This is a genomic window from Gemmatimonadota bacterium, assembly GCA_016704275.1.
Classification (GTDB): domain Bacteria; phylum Gemmatimonadota; class Gemmatimonadetes; order Gemmatimonadales; family GWC2-71-9; genus Palsa-1233.
The window spans coordinates 425,364-444,378 of the sequence record JADJAK010000001.1; the positions used below are offsets into that span (position 1 = coordinate 425,364).

Below are 19,015 nucleotides of genomic sequence, written 5' to 3' on the forward strand. Positions count from 1 at the left end.
CCTCACTGGAAGTGCGCGCCCTCTCTCGTCTGGAGGCCGGTCGCCCACGCGGTGGCGGTCATTCGTCGGCGCCCGGCGGCCTGCACGTCGCCGAGGAGGAGCCACCCCTCGCCGCAGACGACGGCTGGCCCTTCCGGAAGGAAGTGCAGGGTGCCGGGCGTTTCGGGTGCCGTCGAGGGCGGCGCAGGCAACGGAGTGCCGCCGAAGAGCTTCACGTCGGCGCCGTGGAAGGTGGTCCAGGCACCGGGCGCCGGATCCATGGCGCGAATCTGATGCGAGACCGCGACGGCGTTCGCATCCCAGCGGAGCCGCGCGGTGGCGCGGTCAATCTTCGGCGCGTGGGTCACGCCGTCGGCAGCTTGCGGCGTTGGGGTCTCGCCGGCCGCGATCGGCGGCAACGCCTCCACGAGGGCCTTCGCGCCGAGATCGGCGAGGCGCTCGAAGAGGATGCCGGTCGTGTCGGTGGGAAGGATCGGTGTGCGGCGCTGCAACCAGACCGCGCCGGTGTCGAGCCCTTGCTCCATCCGCATGATCGCGACCCCCGTCTCGGGGTCGCCGCTCAGGACCGCCCAGTGGATCGGGGCCGCACCGCGCCAGCGCGGCAGCAGCGAGGCATGCACGTTGACGAAGCCGAGGGGGAGCAGTGCCAGCAGGTCGGGGCGCAGGAGGTGGCCATAGGCGACCACCACGCCGATGTCCGCCTTCAGGTCGCGCAGCTGCGCGAGGAACTCGTCGCCGCGCGGGCGCTCGGGCTGCAGGACGGGGATGCCGGCCGTGAGGGCGCGGGTCTTGATGGGGGGACGGATCGGCGGGCCAGGTTGGCGATCGGGGCCAACATCGCGGTACCGATCGGGTTGGGTCACGACCGCCACCACATCGTGGCCGGCGGCCATCAGCGCATCGAGGCTCGGGACGGCGAACTGCGGCGTCCCGAAGAAGATGATCCGCATCAACCCGCCTTTTCCGACTCCTCTTCCGGGCGCGGGGTGCGGGTGAGCTCGCCCCCATTCTCCTTCTTCCAGCGCTTCACGAGCATCTGCCGCTTGAGCGGCGAGAGATGGTCGATGAACAGGATCCCGTCGAGGTGGTCGATCTCATGTTGAATGGCGCGGGCCACCAGACCCGTCGCCTCGAGCCGGAACGGCTCGCCCTTCTCGTTGAGGGCTTCGAGGATCACGCTGTCCGGCCGAACGACCTCGGCGTACACCTCGGGGATCGAGAGGCAGCCTTCTTCCTTGCTCTCCTTGCCGGTGGCACTCACGATCCGCGGATTGATCATCGCAAAGGTCTGTCCTTCCGCATCGATGATCGCCACGCGCTGGGTGCTGCCGACCTGGTTGGCCGCGAGGCCCACGCCGCAGGCGATGTTCATCGTCTCGAACATGTCGTCGATGAAGGCGCGCAGGGCATCATCCACGACGGCAATCTCGACCGCGCGTTCGCGCAGGACCGGAGAGCCGAGCAGGTGGATGTCGAGAACCGCCATTACGCCACCGTGCCCGGGGCGGTCTGGTTGCCGACGCGGATCACGCGGGCGCGCTCGATCACCAGCGTCGAGGTGCCGCTCTCGATGGTCAGGAGCGTGTCCTTGACGTCCTTGACCTTGCCGACGATGCCGCCCGCCGTGGTGACCTCGTCGCCCTTCTTGATCTGTGCGAGCATGGCGGCCGCCTGCTTCCGCGCCTGGCTCTGCGGACGGAGGATCAGGAAGTAGAAGACCAGTCCGATCAGCGCGAACTGGAGCAGGAGCATGTTGATGCCACCGGTCATGACGTCTCGCCTTTCGCGAAGTACCGCGACCGCCATGCGGCGGCCCAGGAATCAAAGGTGCCGTCCAGGATCCGGGCGCGTGCCGTCTCGGCAAGGCGGATCAGGAATCGGATGTTGTGTATCGACACCAGCCGCTGCCCGAGTTGTTCCTCGGCGACGAAGAGGTGCCGCAGGTACGCCCGCGAAAAGCGGGTACACGCCGCGCAGTCGCACTCCGCATCGAGCGGTCCGGGATCGAGCCGCAGCGTCGCGCCTCGCACGCTGACCTTGCCGTCCGCGGTCCACGCCGACCCGTGGCGTCCGTTCCGCGTGGCGGCCACGCAATCGAAGAGGTCCACCCCGCGGGCGATCCCCTCGATCAGGTCGTCGGGAAAACCGACCCCCATAAGATAACGGGGGCGATCCACCGGCAGATGGGGGTTCAACCCCTCGAGCACCCGGTGCATCGCGGGCTTCGGCTCGCCCACGGAGAGGCCGCCGATGGCGACCCCGGTCCACGGCCCGCGCTCGAGGATTCCCATGAGCGACTCGTGCCGGAGCTCGGCGTGGGTGCCGCCCTGGACGATCGGCCAGAGGGTCTGTCGGGTCGGATCGTCGGCGGTCAGCTCGCCGTGCCGATGGCGACAGCGGTCGAGCCATCGCAGCGTGCGCTGCATGGCGTCGTGGGCATCGTCGGCACTCGACTGTCCCGGGAGGAGATGATCGAAGGCCATGATCACGTCGGCGCCGAGCGCCCACTGGATCTCCATTGACTTCTCGGGCGAGATGAAGCGCTTGGAGCCGTCGATGTGGGAGACGAACTCCACGCCCTGCTCGTCGAGCTTCCGCATGGCGCTGAGCGAGAAGACCTGGAAGCCGCCCGAGTCGGTGAGCATCGGCTTCGACCAGGTCGAGAAGCGATGCAGCCCACCCAAGCCGGCGACGACATCCTCACCTGGTCGAAGGTGCAGGTGATAGGTGTTCCCCAGGATGATCTGTGCACCCGCGGCCGCCACCTCCTCAGGGTGCAGCCCACGCACGGCACCGTGGGTCCCGACCGGCATGAAGCAGGGCGTCTGCACCACGCCATGCGGTAGCGCCAGGGTGCCGGCGCGCGCGGCGCCTGCCGTGCCATCCAACCGAAATTCGAACACTCAGCCCAGCCCGGCGAGGATGCGCTCGACCTGTCGGCGGTGCCGCAGGTCATGTCCGGCCGCCAACCGTCGCAGCGTGTCGAAGCTCTGCGGCCCGCGTTCGCTGTGCTGCCCCACCCGTGCCAGATCCTCCGAGGTCACGCGCTCCCACACGGGGAGGTTCCACGACCGAAGCGTGCCGAACGCGAGCATCGCCTCCATCGGGTCGGTGTTGGCGCCATCGAATCGCACCATCCACGCCGCCTCGTCGAAGCCGTGCAGCGGCGCGGCGTCCTGTGTGAGCAGGAGGCGCGCGCGCCATCCCATCGCGATCTCGGTGTCGGCGAGGTGCGCGAGCACCTGCGTCAACGACCACTGCCCCGGACCTTCCGGGGCACGGAGCACCTCGATATCGAGCGAGCCGAGGCGCTCAAGCAACCACGAGGGCGTTTCGGCGAGGATCTCGATCGGGTCGCGGTCGCCGAGGAGCGCCACCGTCTCGGCCACGTAGGCCTGGGAGGCTGCTGAGGGAATGATCGGGGTCGTCATCGGGAATCTCCCACGACGCACATCGCGTCGCCGTAGCTGTAGAAGCGATAGCCGGTGGCCACCGCGTGCCGATAGGCGGTCATGGTAGTGGGGTAGCCCGCGAACGCCGCCACGAGCATCAGCAGCGTCGAGCGCGGGAGATGGAAATTGGTGATCAGCCGATCCACCACCCGAAAGGTGAAGCCCGGCGTGATCATGATGGCAGTGTCGGCGGCACCGGCGCTCACGGTGCCATCGTCCTGCGCCGCACTCTCGAGGGCACGCACCACGGTGGTCCCGACGGCCCACACCTTGTTCCCGCGTGCGCGACACGACGCAATTGCCTCGGCGGTCGCGACCGGAATCTCGAAATGCTCGCTGTGCATGGTGTGCGCGCTGATGACCTCGGCCTCGACCGGCTTGAACGTCCCGGGGCCGACCTCGAGATCCAGGTCAGTGGTCAGGACGCCCTTGGCGTGGAGTGCGGCCAACAGCGACGGCGTGAAGTGGAGGCCGGCCGTCGGCGCCGCGACGCTCCCTTCCTTGGCCGCGTACACCGTCTGGTACCGATCCTCGTCGTCGGCGGTGGGGTCGCGACTGATGTAGGGCGGCAAGGGGAGGCGGCCGTACTTCGCGATCGCCTCCTCGGCGCGCAAGCCGATGAAGCGCACGCGTCGAAAGGCGTCGGGCGTTTCTTCCAGGGTTTCAATCGCGGCGTCGTCGCCGAGGCGGATCTGCTTTCCCGGCCGCATGGCGCTGCCGGGCTTTCCCATCGCGATCCAGCTGTCGTCCGGCGCGGGATGGATCAGCAACACCTCGGCGACGCCTTGGCCCGAGGGGCGCGTCCCGAGGAAGCGCGCGTGGCGGACCTTCGTGGAGTTCCGCACCAGCAGGTCGCCGGCGGGGATCAGCGCGAGGAGATCGGAAAACCGGGAATCGCGGATACCCGCGGGCGCGTCGGGGCGGGGATTTTGTAGGGGCGACGCATGCGTCGCCCCAACCCAATCGGCGGTTCGTGTCGCGTCGCCCGGTATCGCGTCGACGCCCGCCCCGCGATCCACCACCAACAACCGCGACGCCCCCCGCTCGGCGCTCGGGTGCTGGGCGATCTGCGCGTCGGGAAGGTCGAAGGCGAAGTCGGCGGTGGTCCAGCCCTGCTCAGCCATCGAGCAGCGAGGGCTGAGCGTCGCCCGGTCGGGTCGGGGGCGTGAGGCCGAGGCGACGGTAGGCGTGCGCGGTGGCGACGCGACCCCGTGGCGTGCGTTCGAGGAAGCCCTGTTGCAGCAGGTATGGCTCGTACACCTCTTCCACCGTGGCGGTGTCTTCACCAACGGAGGCGGCGATGGTCGCGAGCCCGACCGGGCCGCCGCCGAACTTCTCGATGATGGCGGCGAGGATGCGCGCGTCCATGTCGTCGAGGCCGAACTGGTCGACGTTCAACCGGGCGAGCGCTTCCGCCGCGATCTCCGCCGTGATGCGCCCGTCGGCGCGGACTTCGGCGTAGTCGCGCACGCGCCGGAGCAGGCGATTCGCCACGCGCGGGGTGCCACGGGAACGACGCGCAATTTCGGCGGCGCCGGTGGCGTCCATCGTCACGCCGAGCACGGTGGCCGAGCGCGCCACGATCGTGGTGAGGTCTTCGACGGCATAGAAGTGCAACCGTTCGACCAGGCCGAAGCGCGCGCGCATCGGTGGCGTGAGCAGACCGAAGCGGGTCGTCGCGCCGACCAACGTGAACTTCTCGATGCTCATCGGCAGTGTCTGGCCGTGCGGCCCATCGCTCAGGCGGACGTCGACATGAAAGTCCTCCATCGCCGGATAGAGAAACTCCTCGAGCTGCGGACGCAGTCGGTGGATCTCGTCGATGAAGAGGATGTCGCCGGGGCCGAGCCCCGTCAGCAGGCCGACGAGATCGCCCGGCTTCTCCAGCACCGGTCCGGAGGTCGTGCGGCACTGCACGCCCATCTCGCGCGCCATCAGCATCGCGAGGGTGGTCTTGCCGAGCCCCGGCGGGCCGAAGAAGAGGACGTGGTCGAGTGCCTCGCCGCGCTTGCGCGCCGCGTCGATGGCGATCTGCAACGAGGTCCGCACCTGCGGCTGCCCGACGAACTCGTCGAGCCGCGACGGTCGCAGGGCCTGCTCGGCGCTCCCCTCCTCGGGGAGTGCGGCGGGCGTGGTGACCTCCAGGCGATCGCTCATCGGCTCAGGCGGCCCGCGCTTGCCAACGTGTCGGCGTCTCGCCGGGCACCACGGTGTGCTTGAGGCCGCAGTGCATGCAGCGGTCCGTCGTCTCGCGTGTGGAGGGCGGCAGCAACTTGCGATTGGTGACGCCGCAACTGGTGCAGAGCCATTCGGCGGTGATGGCGGGGCGCGAGGTGGACCACATCAGGTCACTTCCGGGTCAGGTCGGTAAGGGCGCGGCGCACCAGCGCCGCCGTCTCGAGGGTGCCACTGCTGTCGGCGGCGGCGCGCACGGCGGCGTCCGCTTGCGCCGCCGGGTAGCCCAACGCCATCAGCGCCCGCACGGCATCGGCCGCCGGGGAGGCCACCGGCGCGGCGGCCGGCAGGTCGTCCATCCGGTCGCCGAGCTCCAGCACGATGCGCTCCGCCTTCTTGCGACCGATGCCCGAGACGGAGGCAAGCACGGCGAGGTCCTTGTCGCGGACCGCGCGGACGGTGCGTTCGGCGCCGAGGGTCGAGAGAATCGCCAACGCCAATCGTGCCCCCACGCCGGCGGCGCCCATGAGGCGGCGGAAGACGGCCCGCTCCACGGCGCCATCGAAGCCGAAGAGCATCCAGGCGTCCTCGCGCACGACGAGTTCGGTGAGCAGGCGCACCTCGCTCCCGACCGCGGGCAGTCGCTCGAAGGTGCCGAGCGGCACCTCGACCAGGTAGCCGACGCCCCCGGAGGTTTCGACCACGATCCCCGAGGGGTCTCGCACGGCCAGCGTCCCACGCAACGAGGCGATCATCGGGCTCCTCCGGCAAAGCGCGCCCGCGGCGCCAGTCGCATCAAGTGGGTCAGGGCGATCGCGACCCCGTCGGCGGCATCGGCTGGCTTTGGCGCCTCGACCAGGCGGAGGAGTCTCGTCACCATCGCCGCCACCTGCGGCTTCGTGGCCGCGCCAGTGCCGGTGGTGGCCCGCTTGACTTCGGCAGGAGAAATCTCGGCAACGGCGAGGCCCGCTTGGGCCGCGGCCAGCAGGACGACCCCGCGCGCATGACCAAGAATCAGTGCGCTGCGGGCGTTCTTCCCGTGGAAGATCCCCTCCACCGCGAGGGCGTCGGGCTGGTGTCGCGCGATCAAGCCGGTCACCGCGTCGAAGATGGTGGTCAGCCGGTCCGGCAGCGCATCGGCGGCCTTGGTCCGCACGACGCCACACTCGAGCAGGCGCGTGGTACCCAGACCGCCGGAGACCACACCATAACCGAGGGTCGCAGTACCCGGGTCGATGCCGAGCACGGTCAGCGACCGGGCCGGGGTCAGGCCCCGGCCTCCTCGAGGTCCAGTGCGTCGAGATCGAGCGTCGTGAACACCTTCGAGACGTCGTCGAGCTCCTCGAGCAACTCGACCAGCTTCAGCACCTTCTGGGCTTCGACCATCTCGAGCTTGACCAGGTTCTTCGGCACCATCGCGAGGTCGGAGGATTCCGCGACGTACTTCTTCGCGGCGAGCGCCTCGGTCACGGCGTGGAAGTCATGCGGGTCGGTGCTGATGACGTAGTACTCGCCGTCGGCCTCGAAATCGCTGGCCCCCGCGTCGAGGGCATCCTCCATCACCTTCTCTTCGGCGCCTGCGGTGATCGGGAGGAAGATCTGGCCCTTCTTCTCGAACATCCACGAGACCGAGTTGCTGGTGCCGAGGTTGCCGCTGTTGCGGGAAAAGGCATGGCGAATGTCGGCCACGGTGCGATTGGCGTTGTCGGTCGAGCCCTCGATCAGGATCGCGACGCCGCCGGCACCGTAGCCCTCGTAGGTGACTTCCTCGTAGGACACGCCCTCGAGCTCGCCGGTGCCCTTCTTGACGGCGCGCTCGATGTTGTCGCCCGGCATGTTGGCGGCCTTCGCGTCATCGATCGCCTTGCGCAGGCGGGCGTTGCTGCCCGGGTCGCCACCACCGGCCTTGGCGGCCACGGTGATTTCACGGATCAGCTTGGTCCAGGACGAGGCGCGCCGGGAATCGGTGATCGCCTTCTTCCGCTTGATCGTTTTCCATTTGCTGTGTCCAGCCATCGGGCATTCCTCCTGAGCGAACGGGAGAATAGCCGACGGCGCTGCGGGCGGCAACGCGGCACCCCGCTTGCCCTCGCCCGATGCCGGCGCTAGGGTTCCCGGATGCGCACACTTCCCGCCATCGCCCTGCTCCTGACCGTCGCCCAGTTGGGAGCCTGCCAGTCCGCCAAGCCCGTCGAGGAGGCCCCCAAGCAGGCCGGCCTCGAGGTACTCCCCAACCTCCCCTTGCCGCCGGACGGGACGCTCCTGACGACGCAGTCGAGCCCGGAAGCGATGTCGGTGGTGTCGGTGACCGAGGTCAGCGTCGACTCGGTGTTGGCGTACTACCGCGTGATACTGGGGAAGGAGCCGTTTCGGCTGATCAACGAGACGACGACGACGGACAGCATCACGTCGTTCTACGTCGAGCAGGCGGGGCCCTCGCTCTGGATCACCGTCCAGCGGAACGGCCCCAAGGGGTCGATGGTCGTGATTGCCGGGGCGGCCGCGGACACGTCGGCGGCGGGCAAGGCGAAGGCCGCGGCGGCGGCCAAGGAGCCTCTCCCCGACGCCGTCCCGACCGGCGGCACGAAGCCGCGCCCCTAGTCCTCGCCGAGGTCCTCGAATCGGAGCCACCGGGGGGTGAAGAAGAGGTCGATCGTCCCCCCGGCGCCGTGCCGGTCCTTGAGCACCCGGACCTCCGCCGCCCCGGCGATCCCCAGGTCTGCGTCGTACAACTCCTCCCGATACAACCCCAAGATCAGGTCGGCATGCTGGCGGAGCGCCGCCGAGGCCGTGAAGTCGCCAATCGCCGGACGTCGGTCCGCCCGCGATGCCGGTGAATCGCTGCTGTGCACCACCAGCAGGACGGCGGCCTCGCGACCGATGGCGAGCCGCTTCAGGGCGGCGACGCGGAGTGCGGCGGCGTCGCTCGGCGCCCGGCCGTCGACTTCCAGTCCTTCCAGGCAGTCCACGACCAGCAGGTCCCAGTGGTCGACGGCCGCGCGCAGGTCGATCGGCCATCCCTCGACCGGCTGTGATTGAAACGAGATCGGCAGCTCGCGCAGCCGCAGGGCGACGGTCGCAATCTCCGCCCGACGGTGGTCGAGGAGTGCGTCGCCGGCGAGCTCGTCGAGCGTCGCCTTGGCCGAGAGCGCCAGCGCCCGTTCTGCGATGCGGGTGGCGCTCATTTCGGTGCTGAGCACGGCCACCGTGTGACCAGCCGTCGCGGCTCGCACGGCGATTCCCAAGGCCAGCGCGCTGCAGCCGCTGCCGGAGTCGCCACCCAGGACGACGAGGTCCTCGCGTCGCACGCCGCCACCAAGGAGTTGGTCGAGGGCGGGGAAGCCGGTCGGAATACGGCGGCTCATCGGCCAGCCACTTCGTGGAGGATGGCGCGCAGTCGCGCGAAGTGGTGCTCGGCGTCGTGATTCCTCACGATGATCTCGCGGGCCCGGCCGCCCAATTCCGCACGGGCCTCGGGAGAGAGCGCCAGGAATCGTTCGATTCCCTCGACCAGGGCGGGAACGGAATCGGTCGCGCTCACCCGGATCCCGTTGACGCCGTCCTCGATCACGTTGGGGACCAGCCCGACCGGCGTGGCGATGACCGGGGTGCCACACGCCATCGCCTCGAGCATGGTGTAGGGTCCACCCTCGAAGCGGCTGGCGACGAGGAGGACGTCGAAGGACGCATACAGGGCGGGGAGGTCAGCCGGCGCGACCAGCTCGATCAGCGTGAGCCAGGGGGTGGTGCCCACGGAGTCTGCCAGCGCGGCGATTGTGGGGCGATTTGGCGGTGCAACCGGCATCACGAGCTCCAGCTTGGCTTGGAGCGCTGCGGGCAGTGCGCCGATGGCGGCGAACGCCAAGTCGAGGCCTTTCATCGGGACGTCGGCTCGACCGACGAGCCCGATGCGGCAGGCGCCCGATCGTCTCGGCAGGAGCGGTGCCGTCCGGCTGAAGCGCGTGAGGTCCACCCCGAGTGGCACGATTTCGTCGACTCTGCCGCCGTAGAACCGCCGCTGCTTCTCCCGGGTCGATTCGCTGTTCGTGACGACCCGGGCGGCGAGGCGATGCTGCCCCCGGAGGAGCATTCGGGCACCGCCGTCGTGCGCCCAGCGGGGCGGCCCCCAGCGGCGCCATCGCGGAGCGTACGGGTCTGGTGGTGCGTCGTGTTCGAAGATCACGAGCGGGGCAGCGACTGCACAGCCGAGTACCCCGAGCAGGGTGGCCTCGTGCGGGTTCCCCTTGCTCAAATAGGTCGCATCCGGTTGGGTGTGGCGAACCGCCCAGCCGACGCGTCGACTGCGCGCGATGGTGGTTCCCCCACCCACGCGGGGCAGCACACGAACTGCGGGGTGGCTCGGGAGATGGCACTCGTCACGACCAAGACCGCGTTCGCTGGCAGCGAAGACGAACTGGACCTCGTCGCCCCGATTGGCCAGGTAATCGGCCAAGGCTGCCGAGTGGACGCCGGCGCCGCCAAAGGGGTTCGCTGAGGCGATCGTCACCCGCAATGGATGGCGGCTCATGGAATCCCGGCGCCGAGTCGCGCCGGTTGCAGCTGGGAGAGCGCCAGTGCCACCGCCTCGGCCGCCTCGGTCCCCAGCGCGTCACGTGCAGGGGCAACCAATTGGGCCAGGGCGACCCGTGCGGCCGCCGGGGTGGCGTCCTCCAAGTGGCCCAGCGCGGCGGCAAGTCCGCGGGCCAGCGGCCTGGGAACGGTCAATGGTGCCAAGCGTTGCGCCAGGAGGACGACCCGCCGGCGGGCCCCCTTGTCGGGCATCGTCGCGCTGTGGCCGAGGTCCAGCGCCACCCTGGCGGTGAGCCAGAGCGCGAACGCTCCCTCCCGTTTTGGCCCGCGCTCGAGGCGTTGCTGCAGCTCGAGAAGGGCCAGCAGTGACGGCGTCCAGTCGCTCACTTGGGGAGCGCCACCAACGCCCGCTCCACCACCTCGGGCTGGATGTCGACCAGGCAGCGATGGTGGCCGAGCGGGCAGACCGGCCCGCCATGCGGGGTACAGGGTCGGCAGGGGAGGTCGCGCTGAAGCACCGTCGCCCGAGCGCGATACGGGAAGAAGCCGAAGGCTTCGACGCCGGGGCCGTAGAGGGCCACCACCGGAGTGCCGACCGCCGTCGCGAGATGGGTCACGCCGGTATCTCCCCCGACCATCGCTCGGGCCTGCTTGAGCAGCGCGGCCGTGCCGGAGAGGGAAAATCGGCCCGCCGCACTCACCGCCCCGGGGCCGCCAGCCTCGGCGATCGCGGCGGCCGCCTCGCGATCACCCGGACCACCCAGCACCACCAGGTCACACGTGGCCCGCAGCCGCCGCGCGAGTGCCTCCCAGTGCTCGACGGGCCACCGCTTCGTGGCGTGCGCCGCGCCAGGGGCGAGCGCGATCATGGTGCGCGCCCCTCCCACGCCGTTTTCGGTCAGGAATTCCGCGGCTTCCCGCTGGGCCTCCGCCGTGACGAAGAACTCGGCCGGCCCCCCATCCGGGACCACATCGAGCCCGACCGCTGCCTCGAAGTAGCGCTCCGCCACCGGGCCGAGCAGGCCGCCACGGGCCCCGCCGCTGCGAATCAGCAGGGTCCGGCGCACCCGATGCTTCGAATAGCCGCTCCAGCGGCCGCCCACCAGCTGCCGCAAGGCCAGTGTGCGCAGCGAGCCATGCAGGTCGAGCCGGTGGGTCCACTCCGTCCGGCGCAGGGTCGCAGCCAGGGCGCCAAGGGGGGAACCGCGCTTCCAGGTGATCACCTCGTTGAGCCGCGGATTGTGGCGCACCGTCTCCGCCATGTCCTCGCGGACCACCATGCTGATGCGAGCGGTCGGATGTCGGGTTCGCAACGCCCGAATCAGCGGGGTCGTCAGGAGCAGGTCGCCGATCGACGAGAAGCGCACCAGGAGGATCCGGGGGGCAGGCATGGGGGAATGGTAATTGCTATTTCCGTGCCTCGACCGCGTACCATCCCTCGCGCGGCCGGTTGCCGGGTTCGCAGCGCCCGGATCAGCGGGGTCGTCAGCAGCAGGTCGCCGATCGACGAGAGGCGCATCTGGAGGATCCGGGGGGCAGGCATCGAGGAATGGTAATAGTTTTCACCATGCCTCGACCCCGCACCATCCTTTGGATTGACGACGAGATCGAGACGCTCGACTCGCAGGTGTTGTTCCTCGAACAACAGGGCTTCACCGTCGAGCGGGCCGCCAATGGCGACGATGCGCTCGCGCTGCTTCGTCGGCAGCCCTACGGCGTGATTCTGCTCGACGAGCAGATGCCGGGGCTCCGCGGACTCGAGCTGGTGCCGTTGCTCCGGGCCATCGACGGCTCGATTCCGGTGGTGATGGTCACCAAGTCGGAGGAACCGGAAACGTTGCGCGATGCGATCGGTGCCGAGATCGCCGACTACCTCATCAAGCCGGTCTCGCCGCGTCAGGTGTTGTCGGTGATCACGCGCCTGCTCGAGGGAGATCGCATTCGGCAGCAGCGATTGTCCCGCGACTTCGTGACGCGCTTTCGCGAGCTCGAGGGTCGCCGCGGTGAGCATCTGGCCTGGCGGGAGTGGGTCGAGTTCGTCGCCGAACTCGCCGAGTGGGAGGTCAAGCTCGGGCAGGCGGATGAGCCGGGGCTGCAGGAGGCGCTGCGCAATCTGCAGGAGAGCGTGCGGATGGACTTCGCGCGGTTCATCGAGGCCAACTATCCGGGGTGGCTCGCCAAGCGCGGGACCGACCGGCCACCGCTGTCGGTCGACGTCGTCTCCGAGTTCCTCCGCCCGACGTTCGAGGTGCACGGGCGGGTGATGCTGGTGGTGGTCGACTGCCTCCGCCTCGATCAGTGGGCGATGATCCGCCCCATCGTCGAGCGGTACTTCGACGTCGAGGTCGATCACTATTTCTCGATCGTTCCGACGGCCACGCCCTACAGTCGCAACGCGATCTTCTCGGGACTCTATCCCTCGGAGTTCTTCGCGCGCCATCCGGCCTGGTGGGACGAGCGCGAGGAGACGTCGCTCAACGCCCACGAGTCGGAGCTGCTGGTCGAGCAGTTGCGCGAGCTGATGGGCCGCGACGTGCCGGTGCACTACGAGAAGATCTTTTCGACGCCCGACGGCGAGGCGATGCTGCGCCGCCTCTCGGGGCACCTCGCGCGCGATGGCGTCACGGCGCTGGTCTTCAACTTCATCGATCAGCTGACACACGGCCGCACCGAGAACGAGGCGCTGTTCGAGGTGGCACGCGACACCACCGCGCTCCGCGCCCTGACCCGCACCTGGTTCGAGCGCTCGCCGCTCGTCGAGGCGCTGAAGGAAGCGGAACGCCGCGGGGTGCCGGTGATCCTGACGACCGACCACGGTTCCATCCACTGCCACACCCCGGCCACCGTCTTCGCCCGGCGCGACGCCTCGGCGAACCTCCGCTTCAAGTTCGGCGAGGACATTCGCGTGGAAGATCCGTCGGCCGCCATTCTGGTCGAGGACCTCGCGGCGTGGGGGATTCCCGAGCGCCAGATCGGGGCGCGCCTGCTGCTTGCTACCGGCGACCGCTTCTTCGTCTATCCCACCAAGCTCCGTGAGTATCAGGCGCGCTATCGCGGCGCGTTCCTCCATGGCGGCGTCTCCCCCGAGGAAGTGATTCTCCCGGTGGCGTTGCTGTTGCCGAGGCGCACCTGAGCCGTCCGCGCGTGCGGGCCCGCCTCTTCGGGCTGCTCCGGCCGTTCCGGGGAACGCTCGCCGTGGGGTTCGGCGCGGCACTCTTCGGCGGCGTCTTCGATGCCATCGCGCTCGTCACCCTGCAGCCGCTCTTCGGAGCGCTCTTCCCGAGCGGCAGCGACGCTCTCCCGGTCGGCACCGCGCAGCTCCAGGTCTGGCTCACGCGCGTGCTCGCCCCCGTGGTCGACGGTCAGGCGGCGTCGGTGGTCGTGCAGCGGCTGGTCGTGATCTTCATCGGCGCGCTCGTCCTCAAGAACTTCTGCAACTACGTCTCGGCGTACCTCTCGGTGAAGGTGCAGGAAGGGATGGTGCGCGATCTGCGCGCGCGGCTCTTTGCACACCTCCTGCGCCTCGACCTCGGCGTCTTCCAGCGGACGCGCGGCGGGCAGCTCACCACCGGGCTGATCAACGACGCCGATCAGGTGAAGATGCTGGTCGTCGCCGTCCTCGCCGCGTTCTTCCAGAACCTCGTCAACATCGTCGCCATGCTCGTCTTGATGCTCGGCACCTCCGTGCGCCTGACGGCGATGGTGCTGGTCCTCGCGCCGATTCTGGTGATCGGAGTGCAGCTGCTGCTCGGCTCGCTCAAGCGGCACGCCCGCACCTTCGCGCATGAGCGGGGTGAACTCACCGCCACCATCAGCGAGCGGCTCGGCGCCATGAAGCTGATCCGCGCCTTCGCGGCGGAGTCGAGCGAGGCCGAGCTGTTTGCGCGGCAGGCGGACCGCTACCGGAAGGGTGCCATCCGCACCCAGCGGTTTGCGCTGCTCACCTCGCCGGTCAGCGAAGTCTTCGGCGGAGCCGTGGTGTTGTTGATCCTGTGGGCGGCGTCGAACCCGGCGATCTCCGGCGTCGAGCTCGCCGCGAAGGACGTGGTCCTCTTCCTCGGCGCGGCACTCCGGGTCCTCTCGCCGATCAAGGCGATCACCAACGTCCCCACGCAACTCGCCACCGCCGAGGCGAGCGGCGAGCGCGTCTTCGCGATCCTCGACCTCCCGGCCACCGAGCAGGATCCACCGGAGGCGGTCCCCGCCAGCTTCACCACCGATCTGGTCTTCGATGCCGTGACCTTCGGCTACGATCCCGCGCAGCCGGTGCTGCGGGACGTCTCGCTCCGCGTGGGGAAGGGCGAGGTGGTGGCGCTGGTGGGGCCGAGCGGGGCGGGGAAGACCACCTTGCTCGAACTGGTGCCGCGCTTCCATGATCCCCAGCAGGGTGAACTGCGGCTCGACGGCGTGCCCGTGCCCCGGTTGCAGCGCGCTTCGTTGCGGTCATTGATCGCCGTGGTGAGCCAGGATACCGTGCTGCTGCACGACACCGTCCGCGCCAACATTGCGTACGGCCAGCCCGGGGCGACGGACGAGGACGTCGAGGCGGCGGCGCGCGCGGCGAACGCCCACGAGTTCATTGCGGGGCTGCCCGACCGATACCAGACGGTGCTGGGCGAGCGCGGGACGCGACTCTCCGGCGGGCAGCGGCAGCGGATCGCGATCGCGCGGGCGCTGCTTCGCGATGCCCCGATCCTGATCCTCGATGAAGCCACCTCGGCGCTCGACACCGAATCCGAGCGGCTGGTGCAGGAGGCGATCGAGCGGTTGATGGGAGGGCGCACGGTGCTGGTCATTGCGCATCGCCTGGCGACTGTGCGCGGTGCCGACCGGATCGTCGTCCTCGATGGCGGTCGGGTGGTCGAATCGGGAACCCACGCCGAGCTCTTTGCGCAGTCCGGGCTCTATCGCCGGTTGCATGACCTCCAGTTCTCTGTGGCCGAGGTGACATCGTGAGCAACGAGCGCAGCGTCCTGCTGCTCGCCGATTTCGATGACGGTCCCAATGCCCACGCGGCCCAGCGCCGTCGTGCGCTCGAGCGGCTCGGGTTGCGCGTCACCACATTCGATCTCTCGGCCAAGCCGTCGATCTTCGAGCGGATGCGGGTGGGCGACCTGCCGCGCCGGCTCGAACGGGCGCTCGACGACTCGGCCCCCGATCTGGTGCTCACCTTTGGCTCGCCGCTCCTGGACGAGCCGTTGGTCGATCGCCTCCGCGGTCGGAGCCGTGCCCGGTGGGTCACCTGGATGCCGGATGACCTGCGCACCGCGTGGGAAGCCTCGGTGCTCGCGCGGCCCTACGACCAGATCTACGCCGTCGGCACCGACGTCGCCGCCGAGGTGGCCGATCGCCTTGGCCGCACCGTCGATGTCCTGTCGGTCGGCGCCGACCCGTCGGTCTACCGCCCGATCCGCACCAAGGACCAGTACCGCGCCAACGTGGTGTTCGCGGGGGCCGCCACGCCGCGGCGCGAACGACTCCTCGGCGAACTGGTGGAGTTTGGCCTGGCGTTGTGGGGACCGGGCTGGCGGCAGACCTCGCTGCGCGACTATTGCCGCGGCGAGGCCACCAGCACCGGCGAATACGTGCGGGCCTATGCCGGGGCCACGGTGGCCGTCAACATCCACCACGTGGCGGTCGAGGGTGACCCGCGCGAGGCGGCCTGCAACCAGCGGCTCTTCGAGTTGGCGGCGATGGGCGCCGCGCAGGTGGTCGACGAACGCGGCGACCTCGCGCGCTCCTTCGAGGCGGGCGAGGAAGTGCTGGCGTTCCGCGACGCCGCCGAATTGCGCAGTTACGTGCGTGAGCTGATCGAGAATCCGTCCGAAGCAGAACGGCTCGGCCAGGCGGCTCGCGCCCGGCTGCTGCGGGACCACACCTACATGCACCGGATGCGCCGACTGCTGCTCGATCAACCCCGCCCGATGCTGGCCGAGTAGATCGCTTCGTAGCGCGCGGCCATGGTGCGGTAGGTGAAGTGGTCGAGCACATGTTGGCGAATCGCCGCCGGGTCCAGCGCGTCGAGCGTTGAGCGGAGTGCCGCCAGTTCGTCCACGCTGCTGCCCATCGCGCCGCTCTCGGGGGAGATGACCTCCGGGAGCGCGCCGCGACGAGTCCCGAGCACCGGCGTTCCACTCACCATCGCCTCGATCGTCGTCAGCCCGAAGGGCTCGTCCCACTGTGCCGGCACCCAGAGACAGGCCGATTCCGCCAGCAACTGCATCTTCTCCTCCCCCCCGACTTGCCCGACGAAGCGAAGGCCGGGGCGGATGGATGGCCGCCACCCTCCCGCCACGACCAGCGGCCTGCCCGCCAGGCGCGCGCCGCGCACGGCCCAGTCCCATCCCTTCACGGTGTGGAGACGGCCGAGGAAGAGATCGCGCGGCAGCTTCGTCGCGCTGAAGCGGTATTCATCGGGATCGAGCCCGTTGTGGACCCACATCTTCAGGCCATGGCGAGCAGCGTGGTCCGCCGAGAGTCCGATGGTGTTCGGTGTGAAGACCCGCCCTGGCGCGCCATTCCCATGAAAGGTCCAGACGAACGGCACCCCCTCGGGTGGCCGCTTGAGCGGCGAATGGGCGTGGACGATGTCGGTGCCAGGGGGTAGCAGCGGCGTGAGGTCCGGACCGCCGTCTTGCAGGGCGAGCTTGTTGGGAATCGGGATCACGGTCGCCGACGGCAGCTTGGTGCCGGGGAGCGCAATCACGGTGACGCGGTGGCCTCGCTCGGCCAACCCGCGCGCAAGCCACACGACCACTCGCTCCGTCCCGCCGTACTCTCGGACCGGGAGTCGGGCGGGGCAGTAGAGCACGATGTTCATGGTGCTTGCCATACGACTCCGAAGTGGGGAACTTGGGACCTGTGGCTATCAGAATCGCGGGCTTCACGATCGTCCGGAATGCGACCCTTCTCGATTTCCCGCTCGAGGCGAGCATCCGTTCGCTGCTCCCGGTCGTAGACGAATTTGTCGTCAACGTCGGCACGTCGGATGATGACACCCTCGATCGCGTCCGCGCCATCGACAGTGCGAAGATCCGCATCATCGAGACCACCTGGGACCGGTCGCGCGGCCACGCCATGCTGGCCGACGAGACCGAGCGGGCCAAGCAGGCGTGCAACGCCGCCTGGGGACTGTACGTCCAGGCCGACGAGGTCTTCACCGAGGCCGGCGCCGAGCGCCTGGTCCACGAGGCGCGCCGGCACCATGCCGATCCGCGCATCGAAGGGCTCCTGGTGGACTACCGCCACTTCTACGGCGGCTTTGATCTGATCGCCACCAATCGTTCCTGGTATCGACGCGAGTGTCGCGCCGTCCGCCTCGATCCTGCCTGCGCCATCCACTCCTTTCGTGATGCGCAGGGTTTTCGTGTCGGCCCTGACGATCGCCGCATCCGCTGCGCCCGCACCGGCGCCGTGGTCCACCACTACGGCTGGGCCCGGCCGGCGTGGGCACTCGCCGCCAAGCGGGCGCAGGACCGCAGCATCTACGAATGGCGTCAGGGGCAGGATCCCGACCGGCCGCTGCTGCCGTGGATCCCCGGCATCACGCCGTTTCGCGGTGCGCATCCCGCCGTCGTGGCCGACTGGATCGCCCAGCGCCGCAGCGACGAGCAGCTGATCGCTCCGCGGCGCTGGGAGGGTCACCATCTCGGGCTGACGGCGTCGCTCCTGATCGAACGTGCCACCGGCTGGCGACCCTTCGAATACCGCAACTACGTGACGATCGGCGGGGCGAACGGCATTTCCTGATCGGCGAGCAGCAGTCGCAACCGGTCATCATAGGTATGATGCGCCAGTGCGTGTGCGCGTCCACGCGCCGCCATCGCCACCCGCTCCTCCGGATCGGCCAGCAGGGCCTGCACCTCCATCACACATTCCTCGATGGTCCGATACCAGCGGCAGTGCACGCGGTGCTCGGCCATCGTCTCGATCCCTGCCACCCACGGCCCGACGTACGCGCCGCCGCAACCGAAGATCTTCCACATTCGGTCCGAGGCGGAGGCGTATTCACTGTCCTGCGCCGGGACGGCGTTCGCGCCCAGCGACACCGCGGACGCGCCGACCACCTCGGCGAAGCGCGGTCCCACCACCGGTCCTCCGGCAATTCGCAGCGTGGCGGGAGCACCGTCCCAATGTGCCCCCCAGATGCGCAGGTCGCACATCTTCGCGACCGCCGTCAGCATCGGCCACCGATGCGGGTACTGCCCCGAGCCGATGAAGCTGGCATCACAGCGGTCCTCGGCGCGCAGCTGCGTCGCCGGTGTTTCGAGGTCGGGGTCGAGGGCCTGCGGCAGCCAGCGCACCAGCGGAACGCCCCTGGATTGCCAGAGCCCGCGCTGATTGGCGTAGGTGGTGTACATCACGTCGCACAGTTGCCCCAGCTCGAGGACGCCCTCATGCGAGATGGCATCGAAGAACCAGAAGGCCGAGCGGCGGCCGCGGAGCAGCTGCGCCAGTCGAGGGAGACCGAGGCGCCAGGCGTGCCGGGTGCAGAGGATAAAGTCGGGGGCGAAGCGCTCGATGCGGCGCTGGAGGAGGGGGCCGGCGAAGGGGCCGAGCCGCCGATGCGTGCGAAGCACGTCGAAGGTCGTGGCCTCGAGACCGAGCCGCCGGGCGGCCCTGGCGATGGCATCCTCGGAGCGATGCGGCGCGTGCGCGCCGAGGATCGCGAGCCGCTTGACGGAGAGGGCGGGAGGCAGCAGCTCAGGGATCGGCAGGGGCTGGGTGCTCCGCGGGAAGGGCCGTGGCGGCGCAGGCATATGCCGGCCGCCTCGTCGCGAAAGATAGCCGCCGACGGGGGATGCAGCGTCCCGTCGGGTCGTCCCCGTCGTGCCGACTATCTTTGGGCTCCCCAACCC

Annotated in this window: 22 protein-coding genes; 5 read left to right on the forward strand and 17 right to left on the reverse strand. The window is 69.5% G+C overall.

Annotated features, from left to right (window positions below; all coding sequences use genetic code 11):
• Positions 1–2: 2 nt before the first annotated feature.
• The 11 genes from IPG05_01995 to IPG05_02045 are packed head-to-tail and all read right to left on the reverse strand — an operon-like array spanning position 3 to position 7,643.
• A complete protein-coding gene (locus IPG05_01995) occupies positions 3–950 on the reverse strand; it encodes a methionyl-tRNA formyltransferase (GenBank protein ID MBK6493871.1) in 948 nt (315 codons plus the stop codon).
• Positions 950–1,486, reverse strand: a complete 537-nt coding sequence (gene def, locus IPG05_02000; protein ID MBK6493872.1) for a peptide deformylase — start codon at positions 1,484–1,486, stop codon at positions 950–952. The genes IPG05_01995 and def overlap by 1 nt, the downstream gene beginning before the upstream one ends.
• Positions 1,486–1,770, reverse strand: coding sequence for a preprotein translocase subunit YajC (gene yajC / locus IPG05_02005; GenBank protein ID MBK6493873.1), 285 nt, complete (start codon positions 1,768–1,770; stop codon positions 1,486–1,488). The genes def and yajC overlap by 1 nt, the downstream gene beginning before the upstream one ends.
• Positions 1,767–2,903, reverse strand: a complete 1,137-nt coding sequence (gene tgt, locus IPG05_02010) for a tRNA guanosine(34) transglycosylase Tgt (protein MBK6493874.1) — start codon at positions 2,901–2,903, stop codon at positions 1,767–1,769. The genes yajC and tgt overlap by 4 nt, the downstream gene beginning before the upstream one ends.
• Positions 2,904–3,431 carry a DinB family protein gene (locus tag IPG05_02015; GenBank protein MBK6493875.1) on the reverse strand — a complete coding sequence of 176 codons (528 nt, stop codon included), beginning with the start codon at positions 3,429–3,431 and terminating at the stop codon, positions 2,904–2,906. It abuts the gene before it with no gap.
• The gene (gene queA, locus IPG05_02020) at positions 3,428–4,576 is read right to left on the reverse strand and encodes a tRNA preQ1(34) S-adenosylmethionine ribosyltransferase-isomerase QueA (protein MBK6493876.1); all 1,149 of its coding nucleotides are present in this window, start codon (positions 4,574–4,576) and stop codon (positions 3,428–3,430) included. Before queA ends, IPG05_02015 begins: the two co-directional genes overlap by 4 nt.
• Entirely contained in the window at positions 4,569–5,609 is a 1,041-nt protein-coding gene (gene ruvB / locus IPG05_02025) for a Holliday junction branch migration DNA helicase RuvB (GenBank protein MBK6493877.1), read from the reverse strand. The genes queA and ruvB overlap by 8 nt, the downstream gene beginning before the upstream one ends.
• A 4-nt stretch (positions 5,610–5,613) precedes the next feature.
• Positions 5,614–5,796, reverse strand: a complete 183-nt coding sequence (locus tag IPG05_02030; protein ID MBK6493878.1) for a hypothetical protein — start codon at positions 5,794–5,796, stop codon at positions 5,614–5,616.
• Between the two features lie 4 nt (positions 5,797–5,800).
• Positions 5,801–6,382, reverse strand: a complete 582-nt coding sequence (ruvA, locus tag IPG05_02035) for a Holliday junction branch migration protein RuvA (GenBank protein ID MBK6493879.1) — start codon at positions 6,380–6,382, stop codon at positions 5,801–5,803.
• Positions 6,379–6,879 carry a crossover junction endodeoxyribonuclease RuvC gene (ruvC, locus tag IPG05_02040; protein MBK6493880.1) on the reverse strand — a complete coding sequence of 167 codons (501 nt, stop codon included), beginning with the start codon at positions 6,877–6,879 and terminating at the stop codon, positions 6,379–6,381. Before ruvC ends, ruvA begins: the two co-directional genes overlap by 4 nt.
• 14 nt (positions 6,880–6,893) lie before the next feature.
• Positions 6,894–7,643 (reverse strand): YebC/PmpR family DNA-binding transcriptional regulator, encoded by a 750-nt coding sequence (locus IPG05_02045; GenBank protein ID MBK6493881.1) that lies wholly within the window; start codon positions 7,641–7,643, stop codon positions 6,894–6,896.
• A gap of 102 nt (positions 7,644–7,745) precedes the next feature.
• Between IPG05_02045 and IPG05_02050 the strand changes: the two genes are divergently transcribed.
• Positions 7,746–8,228, forward strand: coding sequence for a hypothetical protein (locus IPG05_02050; protein MBK6493882.1), 483 nt, complete (start codon positions 7,746–7,748; stop codon positions 8,226–8,228).
• On the opposite strand, the gene IPG05_02055 is transcribed toward IPG05_02050, so the two are convergent.
• From IPG05_02055 to IPG05_02070, 4 genes are read right to left on the reverse strand one after another with little or no spacing between them, the layout of a single operon-like run.
• A complete protein-coding gene (locus IPG05_02055) occupies positions 8,225–8,992 on the reverse strand; it encodes a DnaB-like helicase C-terminal domain-containing protein (protein ID MBK6493883.1) in 768 nt (255 codons plus the stop codon). The two genes, IPG05_02050 and IPG05_02055, sit on opposite strands and share 4 nt — an antisense overlap.
• A complete protein-coding gene (locus tag IPG05_02060) occupies positions 8,989–10,155 on the reverse strand; it encodes a glycosyltransferase family 4 protein (protein MBK6493884.1) in 1,167 nt (388 codons plus the stop codon). The genes IPG05_02055 and IPG05_02060 overlap by 4 nt, the downstream gene beginning before the upstream one ends.
• Positions 10,152–10,544 carry a hypothetical protein gene (locus IPG05_02065; GenBank protein ID MBK6493885.1) on the reverse strand — a complete coding sequence of 131 codons (393 nt, stop codon included), beginning with the start codon at positions 10,542–10,544 and terminating at the stop codon, positions 10,152–10,154. The genes IPG05_02060 and IPG05_02065 overlap by 4 nt, the downstream gene beginning before the upstream one ends.
• Positions 10,541–11,548: a glycosyltransferase family 9 protein gene (locus tag IPG05_02070; GenBank protein MBK6493886.1), complete on the reverse strand. Its 1,008-nt coding sequence runs from the start codon at positions 11,546–11,548 to the stop codon at positions 10,541–10,543. The genes IPG05_02065 and IPG05_02070 overlap by 4 nt, the downstream gene beginning before the upstream one ends.
• A gap of 176 nt (positions 11,549–11,724) precedes the next feature.
• Between IPG05_02070 and IPG05_02075 the strand changes: the two genes are divergently transcribed.
• Genes IPG05_02075 through IPG05_02085 form a run of 3 tightly spaced genes read left to right on the forward strand, consistent with a single transcriptional unit; the run spans position 11,725 to position 16,096 of the window.
• On the forward strand, positions 11,725–13,290 hold the full coding sequence (locus IPG05_02075; protein ID MBK6493887.1) for a PglZ domain-containing protein: 1,566 nt from the start codon (positions 11,725–11,727) through the stop codon (positions 13,288–13,290).
• An 11-nt stretch (positions 13,291–13,301) separates the two neighbouring features.
• Positions 13,302–15,113 (forward strand): ABC transporter ATP-binding protein, encoded by a 1,812-nt coding sequence (locus tag IPG05_02080; protein ID MBK6493888.1) that lies wholly within the window; start codon positions 13,302–13,304, stop codon positions 15,111–15,113.
• Positions 15,110–16,096 carry a glycosyltransferase gene (locus IPG05_02085; GenBank protein MBK6493889.1) on the forward strand — a complete coding sequence of 329 codons (987 nt, stop codon included), beginning with the start codon at positions 15,110–15,112 and terminating at the stop codon, positions 16,094–16,096. Before IPG05_02080 ends, IPG05_02085 begins: the two co-directional genes overlap by 4 nt.
• Here the strand turns inward: IPG05_02085 and IPG05_02090 are convergent.
• Positions 16,069–16,989: a glycosyltransferase gene (locus IPG05_02090; GenBank protein ID MBK6493890.1), complete on the reverse strand. Its 921-nt coding sequence runs from the start codon at positions 16,987–16,989 to the stop codon at positions 16,069–16,071. The genes IPG05_02085 and IPG05_02090 overlap by 28 nt on opposite strands.
• Before the next feature lie 29 nt (positions 16,990–17,018).
• On the opposite strand from IPG05_02090, the gene IPG05_02095 reads away from it, so the two are divergent.
• Positions 17,019–17,906: a hypothetical protein gene (locus IPG05_02095; protein MBK6493891.1), complete on the forward strand. Its 888-nt coding sequence runs from the start codon at positions 17,019–17,021 to the stop codon at positions 17,904–17,906.
• Here IPG05_02095 and IPG05_02100 read toward each other — a convergent pair.
• Positions 17,870–18,916, reverse strand: coding sequence for a glycosyltransferase (locus IPG05_02100; GenBank protein ID MBK6493892.1), 1,047 nt, complete (start codon positions 18,914–18,916; stop codon positions 17,870–17,872). The genes IPG05_02095 and IPG05_02100 overlap by 37 nt on opposite strands.
• Positions 18,917–19,015: the final 99 nt, after the last annotated feature.